Source organism: Pseudomonas asplenii, from assembly GCF_001293465.1.
Classification (GTDB): Bacteria; Pseudomonadota; Gammaproteobacteria; order Pseudomonadales; family Pseudomonadaceae; genus Aquipseudomonas; species Aquipseudomonas fuscovaginae_B.
Window position 1 is genome coordinate 50,106 of record NZ_JSYZ01000023.1, and the last position, 25,187, is coordinate 75,292.

The 25,187-nt window shown below is 64.3% G+C and carries 13 protein-coding genes and 1 pseudogene; 4 read left to right on the plus strand and 10 right to left on the minus strand.

Features of this window, described 5'->3' with window-relative positions:
• Positions 1-150 precede the first annotated feature (150 nt).
• The 4 genes from PF66_RS26305 to PF66_RS26320 all read left to right on the plus strand — a co-directional run bounded on the left by PF66_RS26305 (position 151) and on the right by PF66_RS26320 (position 4,467).
• A complete protein-coding gene (locus PF66_RS26305) occupies positions 151-1,113 on the plus strand; it encodes a helix-turn-helix transcriptional regulator (protein ID WP_054057348.1) in 963 nt (320 codons plus the stop codon).
• A gap of 112 nt (positions 1,114-1,225) precedes the next feature.
• Complete coding sequence (locus PF66_RS26310; RefSeq protein ID WP_054064262.1) at positions 1,226-2,107, plus strand: transporter; 882 nt, start codon at positions 1,226-1,228, stop codon at positions 2,105-2,107.
• A gap of 21 nt (positions 2,108-2,128) precedes the next feature.
• Entirely contained in the window at positions 2,129-3,307 is a 1,179-nt protein-coding gene (locus PF66_RS26315; RefSeq protein WP_054064263.1) for an MFS transporter, read from the plus strand.
• A 14-nt stretch (positions 3,308-3,321) separates the two neighbouring features.
• Positions 3,322-4,467, plus strand: coding sequence for a class II histone deacetylase (locus tag PF66_RS26320; RefSeq protein ID WP_054064264.1), 1,146 nt, complete (start codon positions 3,322-3,324; stop codon positions 4,465-4,467).
• 27 nt (positions 4,468-4,494) lie between these two features.
• Here PF66_RS26320 and PF66_RS34065 read toward each other — a convergent pair whose 3' ends face one another.
• The 10 genes and pseudogenes from PF66_RS34065 to PF66_RS26365 all read right to left on the minus strand — a co-directional run bounded on the left by PF66_RS34065 (position 4,495) and on the right by PF66_RS26365 (position 25,175).
• Positions 4,495-5,358 carry a methyl-accepting chemotaxis protein gene (locus tag PF66_RS34065; protein WP_425357918.1) on the minus strand — a complete coding sequence of 288 codons (864 nt, stop codon included), beginning with the start codon at positions 5,356-5,358 and terminating at the stop codon, positions 4,495-4,497.
• Positions 5,353-6,135, minus strand: a pseudogene (locus tag PF66_RS34070) (MCP four helix bundle domain-containing protein); the annotation flags it as partial. The pseudogene PF66_RS34070 and the gene PF66_RS34065, both read right to left, overlap by 6 nt.
• A gap of 158 nt (positions 6,136-6,293) precedes the next feature.
• A complete protein-coding gene (gene glcF / locus PF66_RS26330; protein ID WP_054064266.1) occupies positions 6,294-7,529 on the minus strand; it encodes a glycolate oxidase subunit GlcF in 1,236 nt (411 codons plus the stop codon).
• Positions 7,530-7,533: 4 nt separating this feature from the next.
• The gene (glcE, locus tag PF66_RS26335; RefSeq protein WP_054064267.1) at positions 7,534-8,589 is read right to left on the minus strand and encodes a glycolate oxidase subunit GlcE; all 1,056 of its coding nucleotides are present in this window, start codon (positions 8,587-8,589) and stop codon (positions 7,534-7,536) included.
• Positions 8,589-10,088 (minus strand): glycolate oxidase subunit GlcD, encoded by a 1,500-nt coding sequence (gene glcD / locus PF66_RS26340; RefSeq protein WP_054064268.1) that lies wholly within the window; start codon positions 10,086-10,088, stop codon positions 8,589-8,591. The genes glcE and glcD overlap by 1 nt, the downstream gene beginning before the upstream one ends.
• Positions 10,089-10,132: 44 nt before the next feature.
• Positions 10,133-12,457: a Kelch repeat-containing protein gene (locus PF66_RS26345; RefSeq protein WP_054064269.1), complete on the minus strand. Its 2,325-nt coding sequence runs from the start codon at positions 12,455-12,457 to the stop codon at positions 10,133-10,135.
• 26 nt (positions 12,458-12,483) lie between these two features.
• On the minus strand, positions 12,484-16,800 hold the full coding sequence (locus tag PF66_RS26350) for a hypothetical protein (protein ID WP_054064270.1): 4,317 nt from the start codon (positions 16,798-16,800) through the stop codon (positions 12,484-12,486).
• On the minus strand, positions 16,797-19,235 hold the full coding sequence (locus tag PF66_RS26355; RefSeq protein ID WP_054057645.1) for a hypothetical protein: 2,439 nt from the start codon (positions 19,233-19,235) through the stop codon (positions 16,797-16,799). Before PF66_RS26355 ends, PF66_RS26350 begins: the two co-directional genes overlap by 4 nt.
• Before the next feature lie 59 nt (positions 19,236-19,294).
• The gene (locus PF66_RS26360; protein ID WP_054057644.1) at positions 19,295-23,791 is read right to left on the minus strand and encodes a DUF6603 domain-containing protein; all 4,497 of its coding nucleotides are present in this window, start codon (positions 23,789-23,791) and stop codon (positions 19,295-19,297) included.
• Between the two features lie 13 nt (positions 23,792-23,804).
• Positions 23,805-25,175 carry a hypothetical protein gene (locus PF66_RS26365; RefSeq protein WP_054057643.1) on the minus strand — a complete coding sequence of 457 codons (1,371 nt, stop codon included), beginning with the start codon at positions 25,173-25,175 and terminating at the stop codon, positions 23,805-23,807.
• Positions 25,176-25,187 lie beyond the last annotated feature (12 nt).

Here is a 25,187-nt window from a genome sequence, read left to right on the forward strand (position 1 = left end):
CTGGGGGTTCCGCATCCTGCATCTGTAGGATAGCCATCCCCCATCCCCCGGCGGATACTGCCCCCACTGGCCCTGCCCACGCCGTCCCCGGCGTCTGGTCCAACCGATCGCGTGCCAATAAAAATAACAGGTCGCACCGAGGTACCGCCCATGAGCAGCCCTACCGGCAACATGCTGCTGAGCCTATTCAGCAGCGCCCTTCTGGATATCCAGCGCCTGGCCAATGACCGGAGCGTCGAGCACTTTCATGACGCGATGCTGGCCCGGTTGCAGGGGCTGGTCTCCTTCGACAAGGCCTGGTGGGGGCGCGCCGCCCTGATTGACGGCATGCTTGAAGAGCACCGCAATCATCTGTTTCACCTGCCCGCGGACTACCTGCAGGACTGGCGTTGCATCCACGAGGATGACATCACCCTTGCCATGACCCACTCGCACCCGGGCCAGGCCGTGATCATCGACATGCACAGCACTGAAGGGTTGCGCTGGCTGGGAGCGCGGCACAGCATCCAGGAGCTGCTGTGCGTGATGGTCATCGACCCGCTGACACAACTGAGTGAACACCTGGCGCTGTACCGCAGCCCTGGCCAGCCGCGCTTCAGCGACACCGACCGGCTGCTGCTGGACCACGTGATGCCGCACCTGGCGGCGGCCATTTCCGCCAACCAGATCCGCACCCTGATCGCCCAGCGCGAGAGCCTCGACTCCCCGCACAACCTGGCCCTGGCCGTGTGTGATCGCAAAGGCACCCTGCAGTGCGCCGAACGCGGCTTCATCGAGCGCTGGCTGGGCTGCTTTGCCGACTGGAGCGGGCCGAACCTGCCCATTGCCATCACCGAGGGCGAACAGACACTGGGCACGCTGCAACTGAGCATTTCCCGCACCGGAGACCTGTTCGTGCTCGCGGCCCGTCCGCGCACGCCACTGCAACGCTTGAGCCCACGGGAGTACGACGTCGCCCAGGGCTTCGGCGAAGGCAAGACCTACAAGGAAGTGGCCCGCGAGCTGGGCCTGGCGCCGAACACCGTGCGCCATCACATCCGCACGATCTATACGAAGCTCGGGGTCAAGGACAAGGCGCGCATCGCCCAACTGCTGCGCGCCACACCCGACTGACCACCCGGCCACGTCTTCCACGCTGAGCAATCCTGCCGCCCCACCGGCGGCCTGGGCGCCCTCATGCCTGAAATCTGCCCTTCCCCTCTCCCGACAGAAGTGAGCCTGATCGATGAAATCGCCCCACGCACCCGGCTTTACCGCAGCACTGGCACTGACCGCAGCCCTTGGTTCGACGGGCACCCAGGCCGCCGACCTCAACGCCCGCGACTTCGTCAGCGCTCCCGTGGGCACGACCCTGGGCGTCTTCTACCTGCCCATGACCCGCGACAATGACTACCACGGCCGCGCCAACAGCACCGGCCGGGCGGACCTGAACGTCAACGCCCTGGCCTGGCGCCAGCTGATCTTCACCGACATCTGCGGCACCTTGTGCACGCCGCAGTTCATCGTACCGTTCGCCGACATCGACGCCCGCCTGCCCGGCGCCACCTCGCGCAGCCACGAGAGCGGGTTCGGCGATCCACAGGTCGGCGGCACCCTGTACCTGATCAACAACCCGGCCAGCCGCACCTACAGCGGCTTCCTGAGCCTGATCAGCCTGCCGGTGGGCGAATACCACAGCCAGAACCCGGACGTCTCGCCCGGCGCCAATCGCTGGGCCGGGCACTTCGTCTACAACTTCACCCAGGGCATCGGCGAAAAGTGGCTGCTCGAGGCCAACCTCGAGGCCCAGGTCTACGGCAAGAACGATGACTACTACGGCTCGACGCTCAAGCAGGACCCGCTCTATCGCCTGCAGGCCTTCGCCTCCTACGACTTCACCCCCGCCACCTACGGCGCACTGCGCCTGATCCACGCCGACGGCGGGGAACTGCGCCTCAATGACAACCGCCTGGCCGACACCCACCAGCGCTACACCCAGGTCGGCTTCGAGCTGGGCCACTGGTTCGACAAGCGGAACCAGGGGCTGCTGGCCCTGACCCGCAATGTCGACACCGACAACGGCTACCACGGCAGTCAGGCGCTGCTGCGTCTGGTCCATGTGTTTTAACCCGCACCGGAGCGTTCCTTCATGAGCCTTTCCATCGATAACACTCAGGTATCCGCCCCGGCAATCACCCGCCAACGGCCCCTGATGATCGCCCTGGTAGTGCTGGCGGCCATCACCCCTTCCCTGCTGATGACGGCCCCGGCCGTGGCGGCGCAGCTCGCCAGTCAGTGGGGGCTGGCACCGGCCCGGATCGGCAACCTGTTCATGGCCGAGCTGGGCGCCATGAGCCTGGCGACAGTGCCCGCCTTCTGGTGGCTCAAGCGGGTCGACCTGCGCAAGGCCGGGTTGCTCGCCGGTGCCCTGTTCGTCGTCGGCAACCTGCTCTCGGCGCTGGTCAGCGACTACTCCCTGCTGATGCTGATGCGCATCACCGCGGGCCTGGGCGGCGGGTCGCTGATGATCCTGTGCATGGTCAGTGCCGCCCTGATGGGCAATGGCAGCCGCGTGTATGGCTTCTGGGTGCTGGGGCAACTGGTCCTCGGCGCCATCGGCCTGCAGGTACTGCCCCTGCTGTTCGCCCGCCATGGCCTGGCGGCCTGCTACCTGAGCCTCGCCGCCCTGATGGCCGTGGCCTTGCCTCTGGTGCGCACCTTCCCGATTGCCCTCAGCAGCGCTGCGGATCAGCCCCGGGCACCGGTCGCCAAGGGCCGTGCGCTCCTGGGGATCCTGGCCATCCTGTGCTTCTACGTGAGCCTGAGCGGCGTCTGGACCTTCATCGGCGGCATCGCCAGCCATGCCTCGATCAGCCCCCAGGACAGCGGCCAGATCCTGGCAATCGCCACCCTGATGGGCATCGTCGGCGCGGCGTGCACCGCCCTGATCGGTGGCCGCCTGCCGCGTACCCCGCTGCTGATCCTGGGTTACGCACTGATGCTCGGCGCCGTGCTGCTCCTGCAGAACGAACCGGCCGCCCTGCGCTTCGCCTGCGCGGCGCTGATCTTCAAGTTCACCTGGACCTTCGTCCTGCCGCTGATCCTGGCCTGCCTGGCCGAACTCGACCCCAGCGGCCGGCTGATGAACCTCAGCAACCTGGTGATCGGCGCCGGCCTGGCCATCGGCCCCGGGATCGCCGGGCACCTGATCCAGGCCAGCGGCGACTACCGCACCACACTCCTGGGCGCGGCGGCCCTGACGCTGCTGTCGCTGCTGTTGATCCTCGCGGGCCGGCGCCCAGGTGCCGCTGCTACCGTACACCCTTGAAAGAGACCGATAACATGCACAAGACCGCCTTTTTCTTCGACGAACTCAGCCTGTGGCACAGCGCCGGGCTGCACGCCCTGACCTTGCCGGTGGGCGGCTGGGTGCAACCGCCGTCGGCGGCCGGACACGCCGAGTCGCCGGAAACCAAACGACGCCTGAAGAACCTCATGGATGTCAGCGGCCTGACCCGCCAGTTGGCAGTGCGCAGCGCCGAGCCGGCCTCCGACACCGACCTGCTCAGGGTGCATCCGGCCCACTATCTGCAGCGCTTCCAGGCCTTGAGCGACGCTGGCGGCGGCAGCCTGGGCAACGACGCGCCCATCGGGCCGGGCAGCTTCGAGATCGCCAGGCTGTCGGCCGGCCTGGCCATTGCCGCCGTCGAGGCGGTACTGCTCGGCGAGGCCAGCAACGCCTACTCGCTGTCGCGCCCGCCGGGGCATCACTGCTCGGCCGACCAGGCCATGGGCTTCTGCTTCTTCAACAACATCGCGGTGGCCATCGAAACGGCCAAGGCCCGCCACGGTCTGGGCAAGGTCGCGGTGCTCGACTGGGATGTGCATCACGGCAACGGCACGCAGGCGATCTATGCCGAGCGCAGTGACGTCCTGACCATTTCGCTGCATCAGGAAGGCTGCTTCCCACCGGGCTACAGCGGTGCCGAAGACCGCGGCGAGGGGCCTGCCGTCGGCACCAACCTGAATATCCCCCTGCTGCCGGGCAGCGGCGACGACGCCTATCAGTACGCCATGGACACGCTGGTCATTCCCGCGCTGGAGCGCTTCGAACCGGAACTCATCCTCGTCGCCTGCGGCTACGACGCCAACGCGGTCGATCCGCTGGCGCGGATGCTGCTGCACAGCGAGTCGTTCCGCCTGATGACCGCCAAGGTGCGCAAGGTGGCTGATCGCCTGTGCGGTGGTCGTCTGGTGCTGGTGCATGAAGGCGGCTATGCCGAAGCGTACGTGCCGTTCTGTGGCCTGGCGACGCTGGAGGCCCTGTCGGGCGTGCGTACCGCGGTGGTGGACCCGCTGCTGGCGTTCATCCGTCAGCAGCAGCCCAACAGCCAGATGCAGGCCTGGCAGCGCCAGTTGCTGGACAGCCAGCGCGAGGCCTGGTTCCAGGCCACCGAAAGCGACGCCGCCCGGCGAGCTGCGGGATAGCCGCCTCGGCAGCCCGACAGCGGGTCCTTACAGCTTGAAGGTGCCCACCAGTTGGTTGAACGAGATAGCCAGACGCGACAGTTCCTGGCTGGAGGCGCTGGTCTGGTTGGCGCCGGCCGCCGTCTGGGTGGACAGGTCCTGGATGTTGACCAGGTTGCGGTCCACTTCGCGCGCGACGTTGGCCTGCTCTTCCGAGGCCGTGGCGATCAGCAGGTTGCGGTCGTTGATCGCGGCGATGTTCTGGGCGATGCGTTCGAGGGATTCGCCCGTCGCCTGGGCCAGCTCCTGGGTGCTGCTGGCCAGGGTCCGGCTGTTGCCCATGGCCTTGACCGCGTCGTCGGCGCGCGACTGCACGCTGGCGATCATCGCCTCGATCTCACCGGTCGAGGCCTGGGTACGGGCCGCCAGGGCCCGCACTTCGTCAGCCACCACCGCAAAGCCGCGCCCCTGTTCACCGGCCCGGGCCGCCTCGATGGCCGCGTTGAGCGCCAGCAGGTTGGTCTGCTCGGCGATACCGCGGATCACATCGAGCACCTTGGCGATATCGCGCACACTGCCGGCCAACTCATCGACGATCACCGTCGACTGGCCAATCTCGTTGTTCACACTGGTGATGGCCTTGACCGCTTCGCGGGCCTGGTCGCGACCGTTGGCGGCCTCCCTGCTGGTCTGCCCGGACGCTTCCGAGGCCGAGGTGGCATTGCGCGCCACTTCTTCGACCGCCGCGCTCATCTCGGTGACGGCGGTGGCGGCCAGCTGGATCTCGTCGTTCTGCCGGATCAGACCACGACTGCTCTCCTCGGTCACGGCATTGAGTTCTTCAGCGGCCGACGCCAGTTGATCCGCGGCGCTGGCGATCTGCTGAATGGTGCCCTTCAGACCGCCCTGCATCTCCCCGAGCGCCGTCAACAGTTGACCGGCCTCATCCCGGTGACCGCTTTCGATCGGCTGGGTGAGATCGCCGCCGGCGATACGCTGGGCGTTGCGAACAGCGGACACGAGCGGGGCACTGATCACCCGACTGATGAACAGGCCCAATATAATGGCCGCCACAAAGGCCAGGCCGATACCGGTATACAACTTGAGTTTGGCGGCCGCTTCCGTGGCGCGCGCCTCGTCGCCGCCCTCACCGATCTGGCGGTTGTTGGACTCGACCATGATGGTCAGTTCATCGTTGATGGCGCGGAAGGCCTCATGCACCTCCCCGGAGATGAGCCGCCTGGCTCCCGCCAGATCACCCTCGTCGATAGTCGCTACCGCGCGGTCGACCAGTGCCTGATAGGCGGGCCAAGCCTTCATCATGCGATCGCCGGCGGCGCGCTCGTCATCGGCCAGCGGCGTGGTACGGTAGAGGGCGAAAGCACGCTCGCTCTTCTCGCGACTGTCCTTCATGGCCGCAACAATGGGGCTACGTTCGGACGCCGTACCGCCCGCAGCGGCGATTGAGAGCAGGCGATACAGTTCACGGCTCTGGGTAATGGCAAAGGAGCGGGCCTCGGCGGTCTTGGCGACCGACACGAGGTTGTTGGAAAACACCAGTTGCAGGCTTGAAGACAACGAGCCGATTCCCAGGCTGCCGAGAATACCGACCACCAACGTGATGGAAGCGCAAAGGGCGAAAGCGAGATAAAGCTTGGTGGATATCTTGGCGTTGTAGAACCAGTTCATGGGCAAACCTGTAGTAGAGAGGGGATGAGCGGTGACCGCACGGTCGCGCGAGTATAGTCATCCTATCGACCGTGCCTGGGCAGCCTTAAGGGGCATGAATGGGTTTATTTGCGCCCTGGTCCCCTTCCGGTGGCTTCCCGTACCTGCATCCCCTGTACTCATCCGGGGCTGGTTGCCGGGGCCAACGCCTCATCCACCAGCTCTATCCAATGACGTACAGGGGTGCGGCCGGCCCCATTCAAATGGATCTGACAGCCGATATTGGCCGTCGCGATGACCTGCGGGTTCGCGCTTTCGAGCGCATTGAGCCTGTTGTCCCGCAATTGCCGGGCGAGTTCGGGCTGGGTCAGGGAGTAGGTGCCCGCCGAACCACAACAAAGGTGGCCGTCGGGTACTGCGGTGAGATTGAAACCCAGTCGTGCCAGCACCTGCTCGACCGCTCCGCCCAGGCGCTGGGCATGCTGCAGCGTGCAGGGGCAATGGAACGCGACCTTGAAGTCAATCCCCGACGCCAGCTCCTGCAACGGCTCTGCACGCAGCACTTCGACCAGGTCGACGGCCAGGGAGCTGATTCGCCCAGCCTTGTCGGCATACCGGGGATCACGCTGGAGCAGTTGGCCGTACTCCTTGACGAAGGCCCCACAACCGCTGGCCGTGGTGATGATCGCCTCGGCCCCGGCCTCCACGGCCGGCCACCAGGCATCGATGTTGCGGCGAGCACGCTCCAGGCCCTTTTCCTGGGCATTGAGGTGGTAGTCCAGCGCACCGCAACAGCCGGCCTCGCGGACGGGCAGCGTGCTGATGCCCAGCCGATCCAGAACCCTTGCCGCCGCCGCATTGGTATTGGGCGACAGGCTCGGCTGGACGCAGCCCTCGAGCACCAGTACCTGGCGCGCATGCCGTACCGGCGGCCGATTGCCGGCGGGCCGTACCTCGCTCGGAATCTTGTCCCTGAGTGCCTGCGGCAGTACCGGGCGTAATGCACGCCCCATGCGCAGTAACAGGCTGAATACCGCAGGCTCGGCCAGCACCAGGCGCAGGCCGGTACGCAGGGACTTCTCTGACAGCGAGCGCGGAACCGCCTCTTCGACCACGGCCCGGCCGATATCCAGCAGGTTGTGGTACTTCACCCCCGAGGGGCAGGTGGACTCGCAATTGCAGCAGCTCAGGCAGCGGTCCAGATGCTGGCGGGTACTGGCCGTTGGGGCCTGCCCTTCCAGCATCTGCTTGATCAGGTAGATGCGCCCCCTGGGCCCATCCAGTTCGTCCCCCAGCAACTGGTAGGTCGGGCAGGTCGCGTTGCAGAACCCGCAGTGCACGCAGCTCCTCAGGATCGCTTCGGCCTCTTGCGCCCGAGGCAGGGCCCGGGCCTGGTCACTCAGATGGGTCTGCATGGTCTCACAGCTCCTTGTACAGGCGGCCCGGGTTGAAGATGCCCTGCGGATCGAGCCGGCGCTTGAGCTGGCGGTGATAGTGCAGCAGCCCTTGCGGCAGCGGGTGGAAGGGCGAATCGCCACCGGAAAAACAGGTGGCATGCCCTCCGACCTGGCTGACGACATGCCGAATCCGCTCAGGCTCGGCCTCGCTCTTGAGCCAGCGCTGGGCGCCACCCCAGTCGACCCATTGATCGCCGGGCAGATCCAGTGGCGCGGCCATCGCCGGTACGGACAAGCGCCAGAGGGGCCGCGAGTCGGCGAAGAACGCCAGGCGATGCTCCTTCAGGTCCTCCCAGAAGCCTGGCTCGACGGTCTCACAGCCCAGGCGCTCACGGGCCGCGTGGACCGAGCCCTCTCCCCCTTCCAGGCGAAGGTGCAGGACGCGGCCATCATGACAGGCCGCGCTGATCGGCAGCGGCTGCCGGCCCCACTCGGCCAGACGACGCATGGCCTGCGGCAGTTCCAGGTCCAGCCGCAGGTTGGCCACCGCACGTGGCCTGGGGAGGACCTTCAGCGACACTTCGGTGATCAGGCCCAGGCAGCCAAAACTGCCGGCCATCAACCTCGAGACATCGTAGCCGGCGACGTTCTTCATGACCTCGGCACCAAAACGCAGGTGCTTCGCCTCGCCGCTGATCACCCGCGTGCCGAGCACGAAATCACGGACCGAGCCCGCCCAGGGACGGCGCGGCCCCGACAGCCCGACGGCGACCATGCCGCCGACGGTGGCGTCGGGGCCAAAATGCGGTGGCTCGCACGGCAGGCATTGCCCGTGCTCGGCCAGGGTCGCCTCAAGCACCCGCAGCGGCGTCCCGGCCCGTGCCGTGACAATCAATTCGGTGGGATCGTAGTTGACGATGCCCTGGTGGGCACGGGTATCGATAACCTGTCCCTGGACCGCCCGGCCCAGCCAGGCCTTGGACTGGCCGCCCCGGATGTCGAGACGGGTACCCGAGGCCAGCGCGGCCTTGACCTGATCGAGCAGTTGGGCACTGGCGTCGAAAGCTCTCTCGTGCATCAAAAGCGCTCAAGTTCAGGAAAAGGCAATTGACCGTTGTGCACATGCAGGGCACCGAATTCGGCGCATCGGTGCAGGGTGGGAATGTTCTTGCCCGGGTTGAGCAGCCCCGCCGGATCGAAGGCCGCCTTGATGGCATGGAGCGCCGTGAGCTCGTCGGCGTTGAACTGGACACACATCTGGTTGATCTTCTCGCGGCCGACGCCGTGCTCACCGGTGATGCTGCCGCCGACCGACACGCACAGTTCGAGGATCCGCCCGCCAAGCTGCTCGGCCCGCTCCAGTTCACCCGGCGTGTTGGCATCGAAGAGAATCAGCGGGTGCATGTTGCCGTCACCGGCATGAAAGACGTTGGCCACGCGCAGGTCGTACTCGCGGGACAGTTCGGCGATCGCTTTCAACACCCCCGGCAGCGCACGCCGGGGGATGGTACCGTCCATGCAGTAGTAGTCCGGCGAGATACGCCCAACTGCGGGAAAGGCATTCTTGCGCCCGGCCCAGAAACGCACCCGCTCGGCCTCATCCTCGGCCTGGCGCACCTGGGTGGCGCCCGCCTCCACCAGGATCCGGCGAACCCGCGTGCAGTCGTCATGCACATCGGACTCCACCCCATCCAGCTCGCAGAGCAGGATGGCCGCCGCGTCCACCGGGTAGCCGGCATGAATGAAGTCCTCGGCGGCGCGGATCGCCAGGTTGTCCATCATCTCCAGCCCGCCGGGAATGATGCCCGCGGCGATAATGCGGCCGACCGCGGCACCGGCCTGCTCCACCGAGTCGAACGCCGCCAGCAGCACCTTGGCAACCTGGGGCTTGGGCAGCAGCTTGACCGTCACCTCCGTCACCACCCCGAGCATGCCCTCGGAGCCGGTGAACAGCGCCAGCAGATCGAAACCCGGACAATCCAGGCTCTCGGCACCCAGGGTCAGCCGTTCCCCCTCGACGGTGAGGATCTGCACTTGCAGCAGGTTATGCACGGTCAGCCCGTACTTGAGGCAGTGCACGCCGCCGGCATTCTCGGCGACATTGCCGCCGATCGAGCAGGCGATCTGGGACGAGGGGTCGGGCGCGTAGTAAAGGTTGAACGGCGCCGCGGCCTGCGAGATGGCCAGGTTGCGCACGCCGGGCTGGACCCTGGCATAACGCCCTTGCGCATTGATCTCCAGGATCCGGTTGAAGCGCGACATCACCAGCAGCACGCCCTGCTCCAACGGCAACGCGCCCCCGGACAGGCCGGTGCCACTGCCGCGCGCTACAACGGGAACCTGCAAGCGGTGGCAGATCACGAGTATCGACTCGACCTGCTCGATCCGCTCGGGCAGCAGCACCAGCAACGGCATCGTGCGATAGGCGGACAACCCATCGCACTCATAAGGCCTGAGGTCTTCGCTGCGGCTGAGCACGGTCAGGTCCGGGATGTCGGCTGCAAGGGCGGACAACAACTGTTGTTTATCGACCCGCGGCAGAACGCCATCGACGCTCTCATCGTGGAGAATGTTCATGGTCACCCCGCTCATGGCTATTATTGTGCCTTGGTCAACCCAACCTAGAGCATCAGCACAAACACATCCTTGTTCGGCCCGGCACCGGCGTCATGGGTCCCACGGGTACCTGCCGCAATCCACAGGCCCCCGCGGAACCAGGTGGCCCCCGGACGCGATACGGTCCAATCGATCCCGGGTAAAGCACTCCAACTGCTATTGGAATAGCGATGCAGATCCTTCAATGCCGTACCATCCGGCGCGATGCCGCCCAGAACATACAAGGCGCCGTCACGGCTGAATACGATAGGGTCCGAACGGCTCAATGCCGGCAACCCCGGCTGCTGATTCCAGGTTCCGCCCTGTTCGCAGGTCCACAGGTCACCACTGACCGTATTGATGTCGATCATGCCACCCACGACATAGAGGGTGGTACTCGAAGCCGCGACGCCAAAACGCGAGCGTGGCACCCAACCTGCCGTGCCAACCTTTTGCCAGTTGCTGCCATCGCTGGTGCACCAGACGTCGTTGAGCAACTGATAGTTCTGGTCCACCCCGCCCATCACCCACAGCTTGTCCTGGAAAACCACGCACCCGAAATCACTGCGCCCGGGCCAGGCCGCACCCGCCGTCACCTGCGTCCATTGCATGCCGTCGCCGCTGCTCCAGATGTCATTGAGGCGCTGGGACCCGGTGTCCCCCCCCATGATCCAGAACTTGCCCTTCCAAAACACGCCACCGGCATTGGAGCGTGCCGCAAAGCTGTCGGCAAGGACCGCCACCTGGGTCCAGGTCTGCCCGTCCCGCGTATTGAAAATCGCCTTGCCGTGGTCCGGTGAGAACAGCCACAGGACCTGGGCATTGCCCAGCAGGATGGCGCCGCTCAACGCCCTGAAATCGGTATCCGTGTGGAAGGTGGTGAAACCTCGCTTGAGAAAGAACAGGTCCAGCTTCCTGACCAGCGGCCCACCCTGCCCCTGAACGGTCAGGGTGTAGGTCAACGGCCTGGGTGGAAATACCGGGTGACGGCCTGCCGCCAGATCCTTCCCGGGTATCTCGTAATCGCTCTGCCCCGGCGCCGTGATGGTCGCCGACAAGGCTGCCCGGATCTCCCAGCTCAGTTGCACCTCGGCCGGCAAGGTGCCGCTATCGGCACTGGCGAGAAAGGAATCGATACCCACCGGCGGCACGTTCACGGTGAACTGGCTGGTGAAATCCGGAGTACCAGCGTTGAGTTTCTGGTAGGCATTGAGCGTGAACTGGGTCGTGGTGTCGAGCTTGATCCTGTATTGGGCAATGCTGCTCACCCCGGTACCAATCTCACCCTTGGCGCTGTCGAGGGTGGTGTTGCCGAACTGCAACTTGACCTGGCGAATGTCGAAGCATTGCCAACGCAAGGTGACTTCATCGCCCAGGTTGGCCAGGTTGGACGGTACCGCATTGAAGAAGATGATGTTCGGCGTCGGCTCGAGTTTTCGCAGCGGCAGGGAGAAGTAGCCGTCGTCATAGCCGGGAAAATTGCTGTACTGCAGATAGGCCAGCGTAGTTCCGTGCGGCGCCTGGGTGGTGATGTCCTCGACGATGAACGACGCCGTCGCTCCGCTGCCCGCCCCCAGCACGGCACGGTTGGTTTCGACCGGTTTGAACGTCCAGATCGGGTCGGTGGCCCCGCCCCCCGGATCGGGATTGGTGGCATCCCACTCGTAGGTCTGCTGGCCATCATGGTAGGTGGCTTCCACCGAGGCCTTGATGTTCCAGGCCGAGTACTGGTCCTGCGGGTCGGCTGGCGTGAGCGCACCGATACTGTCGCCATACACGAAGGACAACAGCACCGTCGGGGTCTGCACCCAGGGCTTGGTGACCAGCGGTTCGCCCGGCTGCAGGTTGCTCAACTGCAACAGCAGCAGGTTGTGGATAACGTCGTTGTCCTGCGGCGTCCGGTAGACGCTGCTGTCCGGCAGCAGCGCTGCGGCCATGTTCTGGCGAAGGTCGCCGGCGGACTCCGGGTAGCGCAGCAGGAAAATCCTGAAGGTAGGAGAAATGTTCTGTCCGTTGACCCGTACGCCGAGGTCGGCGTTGGTCTGGCTGAGGAGGCTGGAGCGCACCGCCCCCAGCCTGATCTGCAAGCTGCCCCCGGCAGCGATCGGCTGACTGCCGTTGAGCACCAGCATGTTACCCTGGACCGTTGGCTTCCAGCCGCCACTACTGACAATGATCTTCGACACATCCAATACCGTGAAGATCGTGGTCGGGAACTGCAGGCGAATGTCCGTCGCGGTCACCGCCACGCTGCTGGTCACCGTCAGCGTATACGCCCCCAGGTCAGTGCGCCCGATATAGATGTCGGGCTTGCTCGTCGAGTCATTCAGCAATTGCGCGCTCACAGCCATGGCATGGTCCCTCTCTTGTCCAATCCCTATTCGGTTTGCGGTGCTGGCTTGAGTTTGAGCCAGCCATCCTCAGCCGTTTGCGGTGTATAGGAGAACGACGCACGGTCTCCTGTCTGGCTGGGTGGCAGCGCCTCGTCATGCGGCACCTGCTGGCCATCGCGCAGGACACTGGTGGTCCATTCCCAGACGAACCCCGACTCGGGGGGCACCGGCAGGCTCAGGCCCTGCCGACTGCGCAGGATCGGGTGGGTGAAGAAGGTCATCTCGATGTTGCGCAAGGCCGCAGCCGTGATGTCGGGTGGAATGCCAATGGCCTTGACCGGCAGCAGGCCGGTCGTTGCATGCACCCTCGCACGAGGGTCGACCAGCAGGCTCAGGGTCTTTTGCAACGGAACATGAACGTTGCGCAGGTCGGCGATCTGCGCCCTGGCGTCCGCATAGGGCCGCGCGGGCGGGTCGATATTGGCGCGCAGGTTGAGCGTGATGGTGTCGGCTGCGGGCCGTTCGATCCCCTCCACCGCCGGGGTCGGCGCTGCCGGGGCATATAGGGTGGTATAGGGCGTCTCGCCATCGAGCAGGTAGGCCACCAGGCCGTCTTCCAGGTGATCACGATCGCCCAGCCGTACGGGAATATCCACCTGGCCGATACCGGCGCTGTCACGCTGTGTCCAGTCGTAGGTCTTGTCGCTCTGGGTCGGCAGCAACCGTGCCAGTTCTTCGCTGCTGGTCACCGAGGCCGGCAACCCCTGGATCTCGTAGCGCAAGCTGGCCCGCACCAGCGCCAGCGGCTGGCCCATCAACACCGCCTGCGCCTGGGCCGCCTGCTTGTCATCCGGCAGGATGTAGGTATGGGCGTTGTCGAAGGTACCGAGCAAGGCCGCGAAAAAGTCCCTGGGCTTGCCCTGGATGAACGTGGCCAACTTCACCAGGTGGGGGTTGGCATCGGCCAGGTCCTGCTGCATCGAGCGGGCGGCATTGCCCGGCGCCGAATGCCAGGTGACACGCTGCTGGGCGCCAAACACCCCGAGCGAACCCAGCACCTCCCCGGTTCCGGTGAACAGCATCAGCGCATTCTCCAGGTAGTTCGGCACGATCCAGCCGCACAGTGGCGAGGTCGAGGGCACCGGATTCATCTGCACCTCGTCGTTCTCGGCGCTGAGCCAGCGAAACAGCAGGCGACTGGGCTGGGCAACCCGTGGCGCCAGGTAAGCCTTGCCCGCGGTGTTGTCTGGGGCCTGCATCTGCCACGAGACGGTGACCTTCCGGCTGTCCTCGAAATGCTCGGTATCGATCAGGTCCCGCCTGCGCCCGAACACATCGACCAATTGCAACTTCGAGAGGGTGAAAAAGCCTGCGCGCAACAGGTTGTACAGGCTCTGCTGAGTGATCGGTACCTGCCCGGTCTGCTCGCCTGCCGCCCAGGCCACGAAGTGGGTCAGGCTGTTGATGTACTGGGTGTTGTCGAAGCCGTCGACCAGCGCGCCCGGTGTCGACTCCTCATCGTAGAAGGGGTTGAACGGGTTGAGCTGCAAACCCGCCGCCCGCGTGAGGAACCCGGCGTTGACCCCGCTCAGGCCCTGGGCCAGCAGCGGCTTGTCCAGCAGGTATTGGACGATCGCCTGCAGTTCGGGATTGTCGTTGTCCTGCAGGTAGCGGCGCAGTTGTTCGATCAGCGGCTCGGCAATCCTGGACGACAGCAGGATGCTGTCGCTCAGTTTCACCTGGCTCTGTACCGGCTGCGCGGGGGTCTTGCCCTGCACCAGTTCGATCTCGCGTTCGTCGAGCTGGAACTGTTCGGTGATGTAGTCGGTGCTGTAGTTCGGCACCCCGTTGCGATTGTGTTCGAAGGGTACGTAGCTGGCCTCCCAGACCAGAAAGAGCGGCAGGAACGGGTCCTGCCAGTCCAGCGCATGATTGAGCGCCAACCCCTGCGGGGCCTGCCCGCTCCAGGTCAGCGTCAAGCCATTGCCGGTTGCGCTGGGGTTCTCGATGATCGGCAGGGTTTTCCAGGGCGCTGACGAGTTCACCGTCCAGGCCTGCTGGATTTTCCCGATGAGCGCCTGCTGGGCCGCCAGTACATCGGCCACCGGCGCGCCGTTGAGTGCCCCGGCAATCTGCGGTGCCAGCAGCGGGTCGAGCAGACTCTTTTCTCCCAGCACAAGCGCCAGGTCGGCGAGGATCGGTTGCAGGTCGCGCGCCTCCGGGCCCTGCCCCGGATTGACCTGGGGCACACCGAGCGCCAGGGAGCCCTGCAGGACCGTGGCCGTCAACCGGGCGCCAGCCGCCGTGCCGACCTGGCTCAACAACTGCCCGCCCAGACGGCATGGCAGGCTCTTGACGTTGCCATTACGCCGGGCCGGTTGCAGGCTGTCGCCGGTGACCACCAGCACCGGCTCGTTGGGTTGCCAGAAACGCGCCGCGTTGGTGGTCTGCAACTCGAACTGGCTGTAGTCGCTGGCCAGCAGGCCCACCAGCGTATTGGCCTGGGAGACCAGTTGCCCGACCAGGCTCTGCGGCGAAGCCTTGGTGAGGTAGGTACCATTGGCGGCCTGGCTGAGAAAGTCCTGAGGCCCACAAGGGAAAACCGGAATGTTACCCGTCGCCGGGGACGCGTCGGCAGACTTGCCAAAGGCCGCTTCGAACTTGGCCCACAGGTCCAGGATCTGTTCGGCCAGGTAGCTGTTCAACTGCGTGACGTCGAAAGGCACCGAACCGGTTTCGTCGTAGAGCCCGGTGATGTACTTGTACCAGTCCATGAAAATCTGCTGGCGACACGACACGATGATGTTGAGCAGCGCGTCCAGGCGCTGCTGGTACAGGTTCAGTGAGTTGAGTTTCTCCGCCAGTTGGTTGCTGTCGTCAGGCAGCACCACCTGCGGCGCAGCGTAGGGCGAACCGCTCCCCGTCTGTTTCTGGCGAATCATCCAGATACGCCCGGACTGCAGCGCGCCAAAGCCATTCTGATGCACCTCCTGCTCCAGCTGGACCAGGGTCAGGGAGCGGCCCAGCCGCTCCAGAAGGCCCATCTGCAGGGCATCGAGCAGAAACTCCAGGTTGTGCTCGATTTCGTCACTCGCCGGCGGCAGGTCGCCCTGGGGTTCCTGCGGTTTCCAGCCACTCCACTGCTCCTTGATCAAGGCAGCCAGGGCGGAGGAACTGGAGCTGCCCATGGCCGCGCGCACCGTCTCGTCGCGGGTGGTCAAAGGCGCCAGGTAGCACTTGGGAAACCCGGGCCGGGTGTTGGGCTGCAGCGGATTCTGCCCGGTGGTGTTCCAGGGAATGCCCGCCACCTGTGCGCTGTACAGACAGCGTGAAGGCCGCTCATCAACTGTCGGCTGGTACTGCCAGCCATGGAAGCCCTGCACCACCTGGGCGAACACTTGCGCGGGGGTCAGTCGCCGATCGGCCGGCCTGTTGGCGTTGTCAGCCTCGGCCACAGCCAGCGCCTGCCTGAAGGCCTGGCCCTGCAGGGGGTCATCGGCCGCGCTGCTGTGCCAGCCGCTGACCTGGTACGACACCTGGAACTGTACATTGTCCAGATGCCATTTCTGTGGCTTGTCTTGCTCCAGGTCCAGGAAGGTGTCGTGAAAACCGAATGCGCTGGCGCAATCGGGATAGTAGGCGCTGAACGTCGGCCCACTGTTGCCCAGGGCGCTGATCGAGCCCAGGTTCTGCCCGGCGGCCATGAAGTTGCCGGGCGACAGCACGAACGCCGGCAGATGGCGTACATCGGTCAGCGCCGCCCCCGGTGCGTCAGGCGTGGGCTGCCAGTTCCTGAGTTCAAAGACCCGCCCCATGCGCCGTGAAGGCGGGTAGTAGGCCGCCCCGCCATTACCCTCGACGTCATAGCCGGGTGGCACGTCCCAACCCACCGGCAGCGAGATGCTGTTGCGCTGACTGGCCGGGTAGTACTCCGAGCGGTACTGCTCGGGCGTCATCAGATAATCGCTCTCGACCACCCACTGCTTCACTTGGGTGCCCTGTGATTGCTGGATGATGCGCGTCACCAGCCAACGATTGGGCGCCGGCGGGTAATCGACCGTACCATCAGGCGCCTGGCGTCCCTGGGCGATGCTATCGGGCAAGGCCCAATGCAGGTGAATGCCCGCCTTGAGCTGCTCGATCACATTCTGGTTCATCGGGTTGTAGGTGTTGGTACTGACATTGGCCTTGGTCCAGGTGCCGGAATGCACGATGGCCCCATTGGGATCCGGCTCGCGCCAGGGCAACCCGCCGTAGTTCGTGGTGGCACCGCAGAACAGCTCGGTGCTCTTGGTCACCAGGCTCGCATCATTCGTGCTGACCCGCAGGGCTTGTACGTTCACAGGGATTATCAAGGTCATTGGTCGGTTCCTGCGCTGAGATCGAACGAAACAAGGCCCACGCCCTTGACCATCTGCAAGGCGAATTCGGAAGACGGCAGGTGGTCGAAGCCACTGTAGATACCCTGGATGTAGTCACCGTACCGGGGGTCATGCAGGTTCCTGGACAGGCGATACAGTCGCAGCAACCGCTGTGCCTGATCGCGGAAGGGCACGCTCTGGAACACATCCGGCACCTGTTCACCGGCGGTATGGGTCTGGGTGGCATTGGTGAAGTTGTAGCGAAGGTTGATGCTTTTCGGCTCGGTGTCCGCCACGCCGAAATGCAAGCCCTCGGCAGGCTCGTGAATGTCCAGCGACCCCAGGGTCTGCCCATCGAGCTCGAACAGGCACAACAGCACGTCTGGCGCCAGGCGCTCAAAGCGCACGATGTCCATGGCCTTGCCGTCGGGGGTGTAGGCATTGACCTCAAGCCCCGGCCATCCCTGCACCACCTGCGAACGCAGAACGAAGCCACTGACCACGTCCATTTCGACTTTTTCCTCGGCCTGATCCTCCAGCCCCAGGGCGACCCGGCGCAGGGTCGAGGCATGGCCAGTGGCTCGCCGGTTGACCTTGGCCCTGATCGCCACATCGTGGGCCAACGACGGATCGGCGGCATTGCCGGTGACAGCCCGGCCGATACTCAACGCGCCGTCGAGCAGGCTCTGGATCCAGTTCTCATCCAGGTAGAAGAAACGTATCGACTCCGATGGCAGCATCCGTTCATCCGGCACCAGGTAATTGAACGGTACGCCGTCGAGCAGCTTGAGCTTGCCCAGCCAGGTATAGATCTCCAGCGGCACGCTCAATCGGGAGTCGCCAACGGTCAGAAACTGCGAGGCGTCCGACAGCACTTCACGCTGGTGCCGGACCCGGTGCGAGCGGGCCACCGCCAGGTTGCCCGTATCGAGTGTGGCTTCGGGGGTCGGCAGGAAGGGCCTGAGCAACGGGTAGATCAGCGGATCACTGTGCAATTGCTGCCGGATTTCATCGAACGACTGCTGCAGCACGATCGCCTCCATCTGCGCGACCACATCGCGCAGGTTGTCCCGTCGCCAGTTGTAGAGCAGTACCGAAAAGTGCTTGTTCTGCAACGCCAGCAACTGGCCCAACTGCCAGGCCGCCGCGTAGGAGATGTCAAACAGCCCGGTATCGGGATTGTAATGGGTTGCCGCGTCCGCCGAGGTCCAGGTGGGTGGAACGGTATGAGTCTTGATCTGGTAGGGCGTCAGCGGGCCGCGATACCACGAAACCGTGTTGCCGGCATCGCGGGTTTGATGCCTGAGCGCCGTGTAGCCCATCTGCAGGGCGTTCTTGGCCTGCCGGGTTTGCGTCGAATCACCCGCCTGCACCGCCGTCACCGGCAGGCCCATGGCAAAGTTGGCGGCCACGGTCGAAGGCGTGTCCGGCTCGGGCAGTGGGTTCTTCGGTTTGAGCTCGAGCAACAGTTGCTCGAAACGCTTGCCCGTGCCGGTGGAAGTGAAAGACCAGCTGGTGAGCGAAACCAGGCGCATGAACCCCTGGTCGTCGATGGCAAATGCCGACTCACCCGGCGCCTGTACCGAACGCGGGCGAGTGATCTCGGCGGCGTTGTCGCTGGTGGCCGGGTCAATCGGCAGGAAGGGTTCCAGGGCCTCCAGCGACACCAGGTGGGCAATGCAACGCTTGCCGGTCTGCGGCAGGCGACTGCCGGTGACGATCGCGAAATTGGAAGTGCCGGGGACCCTGGACAGGTCGTTACGCGAGGCCGGTACACCGTTCTGCGTCGCCTTGCGGATAATCTCCACGTTACGGACATGGGCCATCATCTTCAGGTCGTCCAGGGATGGTGCCACGTTCCAAAACAGCCCCAGGGGGATGTCGATGTAGTTGCAGGCGTCTTCGGCCTGCTGACCATGGTCCAGGTACTTCTCCAGCTGGGCCGCATCGCTGGAGCTGTCCAGGTCCGCAGCCGCATAGAAATACGAATAGCCCTGGCTGCCCTGCCCCTGCGGGCGCTTGAAGAACAGGTCGCGCAACTTGCCGGCACGGGGACTGGCACTGAACCCCTGATCCTTGAACGCCAGTTCATCGTCTTCATCGAAGATCAACACGGCCATCCAGGTCGGCACATCGTGGTCATGCTCCTGGTCGGGAAAAGCCACCACGGGCTCAGCCAGGCCGGGGCGACGCATCCACGGCAGGGTCTGCTTGGTGAACACCACATGGGCCAGCGTGTTGGTGTACTCGCCCTGGGTCTGGTCAGGCGGAAACACCGCCTGGATATCATTCCTGTCGAGGCTGAAACGCGGGGCCTGCACCGCGAAGTGATACTGGCTGGCGTAGTTCTGCCGCTCCTGCGAGACACGCTGGGAGACCGTGAACTGGTACTCGCCAGCCTCCAGCCCGGGCAGGTTGTGCTGGATGAATTTCACCGTTCCCTGAATGGGATGTTCCCGATTATCCGCCACTGCTTGTCTCCAACACGTCGTGATCAGATTGCGCTGGTTTCTTCACCCAGCACGCGAATCATCGGCCAGTCCCAAAGCGGGAAGCTGGCCAGGCGGCTGACATCAAGGGCTGCACTGTCAAAGCTGAAGCCCAGGGCATTGAGGCTATCGACCATCTTGCCGCGCTCGGCAACGACCGCCGCAGCGGCCAGGTCGGCCAGCTCGAAATCGACATTGCGCACAGGGTTACCGGCCCGCTCGTAGCTGAGCACGGTGCCCTGCTCGCTGAGGGTGGCGGCGAAATTGTCTTCGGTGGCGATGGTCGGGGTGTCGAGCAGCCAGAGCATCTTCTTCGTGGTGTCGAACAACAGCGCCCAGAGGTCCGCATCCGCCGTTATCGCGGGGTGGCGAATCATCGGCAGCAACTGCAGGCCGCTCAGGGTGTCGGCGATCATGCGGGTACCGTTGAGCCCCGGATCCGTTCCCGCCCAGAGCGCCGCCTGGGCGTTCTGCAACACGATGCCCACGGCGACTTCATTGACCGGCAGCCGATAATTCTCAGGCTTGGTGTAATCCTCGCCGGCCGGCAGGCGGGTCAGTTGCAACTGGTGATCGACACTGAAATCCGCCGAGTCCAGGGCCATGGGCAGAACGCCAAAGTCATCGGCCCAGCCCGCGTCATCCCTGGCACCATAGGCGCTGGGGCCATCCGGGGCCGTGCCGCTGCCGACATAGGTGAACGCACCGGTCGGAGTGAACGGCGTGTTGACCTTGAAGTCGTTGAACCGTGCGGTCTTGCTGGGGATCACCAGGCTCGAGGCCAGGGCGAAATGGTTGGGGTCCAGCACCCAGTCAAAGAATGCCGCGCTGTCCTTGGCTTTCAGGTCGCTGATCAGTCCCTGTTGAACCATGCCCATGACCAGTTGGGCCGGTTGTGCGCCTGCGGCCTTGTCGGCATTGCTGCGGGCCTGCAGCCCCTGCTGGCGGGTGGCGCCGTTGGCTGCAGGCAGGAAGGAGGTCTTGAAGTCCTCCCAGCTCACCGGGTCCGGTTGGGCCCTGTCGCTGCCGAAACGCACACTGAAGCTGATGATATCCAGGTCGACCGTCGCCACGCCGCCGAACTCGGGGCCCCAGACGCTCAGCTCGACGCCGACGTGAATGGTGATCCTCACGGTGACGAACAGCAGGTTGGCCTTGAACGAGGCGCCCAGGTGGATATAGGCATCGGCCTCGTAGTGGAACGGTCGCCAGCCCAGCAGGAAATCGACCCCGACGCTGAACCAGGCACTGATCGGCCCCGACTCCCAGGTAGCTTGGACGTTGAAGCCGGCCATCAGGGTGTGCGAGAGCAACGCGAAATAGCACTCGCCCTTGAGGACCAGGGGGCCGGTCTCGTAGACCATCTGCAGACGCGGGACAGTCGGGAAATAGTCCGGCTTCTTGAATCGCGGGCTGTAGCCGCCGATCGACACCAGGAACTCGCCGGCATGCTCGCCGGCATACCAGGTGTAGAACGCAAAGCCGCCACTGACATGGCAGAGCCCGGCGTAGATGAACGACGCCGGGGTCAACCGGCCATCGACGGCGATCAGCCCGCTGCTCGACTCGAAGCGGGCCTCCAGCGCCACCTCCAGGTAGACGATGGGCTTGGGGGCGCCCTTGGGGACGGTCACCCGGCAGATCCCCAGGAGGGCCACCTCCAGCGATACACCGAACGACACGGTCAACAAGGCCGTGGCATCGACCATTTCGAACGACGTGAAGTCGATACCGGCGGCCACCCAGTACTCGCCGGCCTGGGGGTGGATGTAGGACTGGGTCTTGACCAGGGTCTGCTGCAGCACCTGCCCCGGGTTGCTGGTGCCCAGCGTTGTGGGAAAGCTGTTCTCCGGGCGCTTGTTGTTCTGTGGCAACAGCGGGTAGCTGGTCAATTGATCGATAGTGGGCAGCAGCAGGCTGCGGTTGATACCAAAACCGCCAGCCAGGCCGGTGACGAAGAAGAAGGGAGGCCCCCCCAGCGGTTGCTGCAGGCGCACGAAAATGAAGAACGAGCTTTCATCCGGGGCATAACCGCCAATGGCTGTGAGCGAGAACGTCGCCACGCTCACCCGCGCCTCGCCGAGAAAGTCATTGTCAAAGCGCAGGAAGCCACCGGCGATGCTCAAGGGGCCGGCCTGCAGCGCCAGGCTCATGCCGTCCAACTGCGCCGCCACGCCCAGGTCACCGCCTTTGCTGTCCGGAATCCTGAAGCCGAGCCCCAGCCCCTGCAGGTCGAACGACAGCATCGCCAGGCTGAAGCCGGCGTCGATCAGCAACCAGACCCGGCCGTCCTCATAGCGCACGCCTATACGCGCCAACGATACCGGGCCGATCGATTTGCCCACTGTCAGCCAGGCCGCATTGCCGGTCGGTGGCCTGGCCGCCACGGCCGGTGCGGTCTGGGTGTTGACCGGGGCGGTATCGCCCCCGGCGGCGAGCGGCAACGCCACGCCTCCCAGCTCGATGTCGGCCGAGAAGTTGAAGCCCGCGGCGATCGCTATCGTCGTTCCCTTGGCATCCTTGGGCAGCGGCAACTGCGCCGGGACCTTGGCCTGGGTCAGCATGGCGTTGAGCGTCTTCACCTCGTCGGCACTCAGAGGCGAAGCGGCGAACAGTGCCTGGACGTTCCTGATACTGCCCAGGCGGTCATCGGTGAAGATCTTGCCCACCAGGGGCAGATCGGCCAGCGACACCTCAAAGCCGAGTAACATCTGAAACACATAATTGGAGGTGCTTGCCTGGGTTTTCGGGTCCAGGGTCTTCAACGCGACGAAGGTACCGGTGCCGTAATGGGCCGAGGTGGCCGAGAGCAACACGGTGTTATTGCCCATGTCATAGACGAAACTGGCCTGTGACAGGGCCAGGTCGAGTTCGGGAGGAATGGCGGGGATGGAAAAGCCCAGCGCCGAGGCGATATCCGCGAACTGCAGATAGTCGTTGTCCTCGGCCTGCCAGTGCGCCTGGAGCTTCACGCCGGGCTGGGTGCCGGCATCGAACTTGAGCTCGAAGCTGAAGTTCTGCTGCCCGACCAGGAAACTGCCGCTCAAGGCCACACTGGCATCCGCACCGGTTTTCTTGAACAACACCGACAGTTGCGCATCGACGCTGGTGTCCAGCAAGGTGAACGCCGTACGCACCGATCCGAACACCGTGTAGGCGTAGGTCCCCTGGTCGCCGGTCACGGTCATGCCGAAGCTGTCGAAGACGATTTCGCCCAGTGCCGCGGGCACCGGTACGGATGCTCCCACCACCCCCTTGACGATGTGTTCCAGGGATACACTCTCGGTCATCTGCCCGCTGATCTGCTCGATGTTCCAGGCATTGGCCTGTTTGGCCAGCGAAAGCGTGAAGTCGAATGACGTGTTGAACAGCGTCGGTAGAAACTGCGCCGTCGCGGTGATCTCGACGCTGGTCTCGGCCTTTGGCCCGGTGGGTGCAATCAGCCGGATCAGGAGCGTCAGGGACTCCAGGGTCAGGACATTGGAAATCAGCGTCCATGGGTTCCGGGTATGGATGCCCAGGGTCACCGAACTGACCGGCGCGGACTTGTTCACCAGCACCATGCGATACCGCGTCAGGCTGATGTTTTCAAACACCTGGCTGAGTGCCTGGGGAATGTAGTCGTCGTAATGCTGGCCGCCGGGCAGGCTCCTGATCATGTCCGATGCATTGAACTGCGCGCCGGGTGCCGGCTGCGCAAAGATCACCAGCGAATCGAGGCCCTGGGAGATCTCCACGCCGCAATCGAGCTTGCCATTGAACAGCGAGGACACCGCGAAACCGATCTGCTGCGGGCTGTCGTCCGGGGCGCTGATGCTCACGCCAACCGCCGGTGCGGACAAGCTCAATGCCCAGTCCCCGATCCCGATGGCAAACACCGCATCGGAGACCGGGGCACTGATCCGGCCAACCGGGTACGGGGCATCGCTGACTGGCGCAAACGGGCCGTAGAACTTGTAGGCCGAAGTCCCTACCAGGTCCCCCAGAATCGCCCCGACACCGGCAATGTTCTGCAGCCCGATCGTGGACAGGAAGTTCTGCCCCTGGGCCAGGCCGATGGTGCTTGCATCCTCCTTCGACCAGCGAAACGCCGCCTGCGCCAGCGAGGTGTAAACCAGGCGCGGGTTGGCCGGCTTGAGCAGGTTGAAGGGAAAGAACGTCATCGCCGGCCAGCTTGAGGCAAAGTCCCAACCCGAAGGCAGGCTCGCCTCGATCAGCACCGCCACCTTGTCACCGTCGATGCTAAAGCTCAGTTGCAGGCCGACATCCTTGACCTTGAACAGGGCGCCAGTGCCTGACGTAACCCGCACCACTCCGGCATCCGGACCAATGATGTCACTGCCCTGGACGCCCTCCACGATCAGCGCCGCGTCCTTGTCGAGCAGGAAGGCGACGGCAATCTGCGCTACCTGTTCATCGCTGAGCAGGCGCTTGTCGAGCACCAGCTTGCCGTCATCCGTTGCCTGCTTGCGCAGATCGCTTGCCAGTTGGTTGATATCCACTGCTGACTCCTGCTCAAGTGATGCTGGTCACTTGCTGCTGATTACCGTTGGGCTGGAACAACTGGTCGGGCGTAAAACCGTCGTGCTTCACACCGACGGCAAGGATCGACTCCGTGGCCTGGCAAATGGCACGATTGCGCGCTTCATTCTTTGTGGCCTGGTCCTTGATCAGTGAAACCGGAAAGACACTGTTGACGATCAAGTCCTTGAGCGGGACCGGTGTGGCAGCCCCCTCCTTGTTGATCACGCGCCTGGCGCCCTCGGTAATCGCATACCAACGCTCATAGTTGTAACGGATGCTGTTGAGGGTCTTGCCCAGCTTGTCGTCATCGAAATAACTGTTGGTCTGTTTGAGGATCGTCGACTCGGTGGTGATACCGAAGGCATGTCCGTGGGTGTCCAGGTAGTTGGTGATGCTGGTGTCTTCGGCCGAGGCGATGAAATACGGACTGAAGTTCAGGTTATGCTGGTCCAACCAGTCGATATTCCACAGCACGGCCTGCTGCAGGACCCGGTCCTTCCTGAATGTGGAACCTGCGTAGGTGCCACCCGGGTTGCTCACGAAACGGCGCTTGGCCTTGCGATCGGCAAGAATGGCATCGGTGGTGTCCGTTGCCGTTTCACTGCCAAAACCCAGGCCGACATAGCCTCGCGCCAGCATTGCCGCCTCGGCTTCCGCCAGGCCACGAAAACTGTTGAGGTAGTAAACGTTGTCATCCACGAGCCAGGCATAGTCCCAGCGGTGGTTGGAGTTGCGGCGCAGCCATTTGCAGAACTCGATGGCCGCATAGCGGCTGGCGCCGAAACCGACATAGGGGTAGTCGCCGCTCAGCCACCAATCAGTGCCATCGGCATGAAACGACCAGCCGATGACATGCAGGTTGGGGACGGCTCCCAATGCCTTGCGGTACTTCTTGTATTCAAGAACGTGAACCATGACGTAGATGCGTCGGCCCGGGCTGTTGACCCGCGGGGGGTAATACCAGGCCGGGACCGGGCGAGTATCAGGCCCGGGTCTGGGGTCCAGTGCACGAAGGTCGGTGACATCGGTGAATTCGTTCAGCCCCAGTTCGCTCAAGCGATCGGCACCGCGTGCAAAGCCGCAGGCGATCCAACTGCTGCGATTGCTTGAAATGACCACCAGGGGCGGCAGGGAGGTTGCTTGGTCTTCTGCGTGCAGGATCGCCGCAGCGGTGCCACCGGTAAAAAAATCCAGCACCCTGGGCAGCTTGCAAAACTCACTCAGTACATTGATGCGCTCATTGGCCAGGGCCAGGCAATCGTCCTTGTCGGCCACCTCCAACGCCGGCGTTTCGACCGGCTGATACTTCTGGCTGACCAGGTTGCCGCCATAGTTGCTTTTCACCTTCAAGGATATCGCCATGGGAACTCCGGG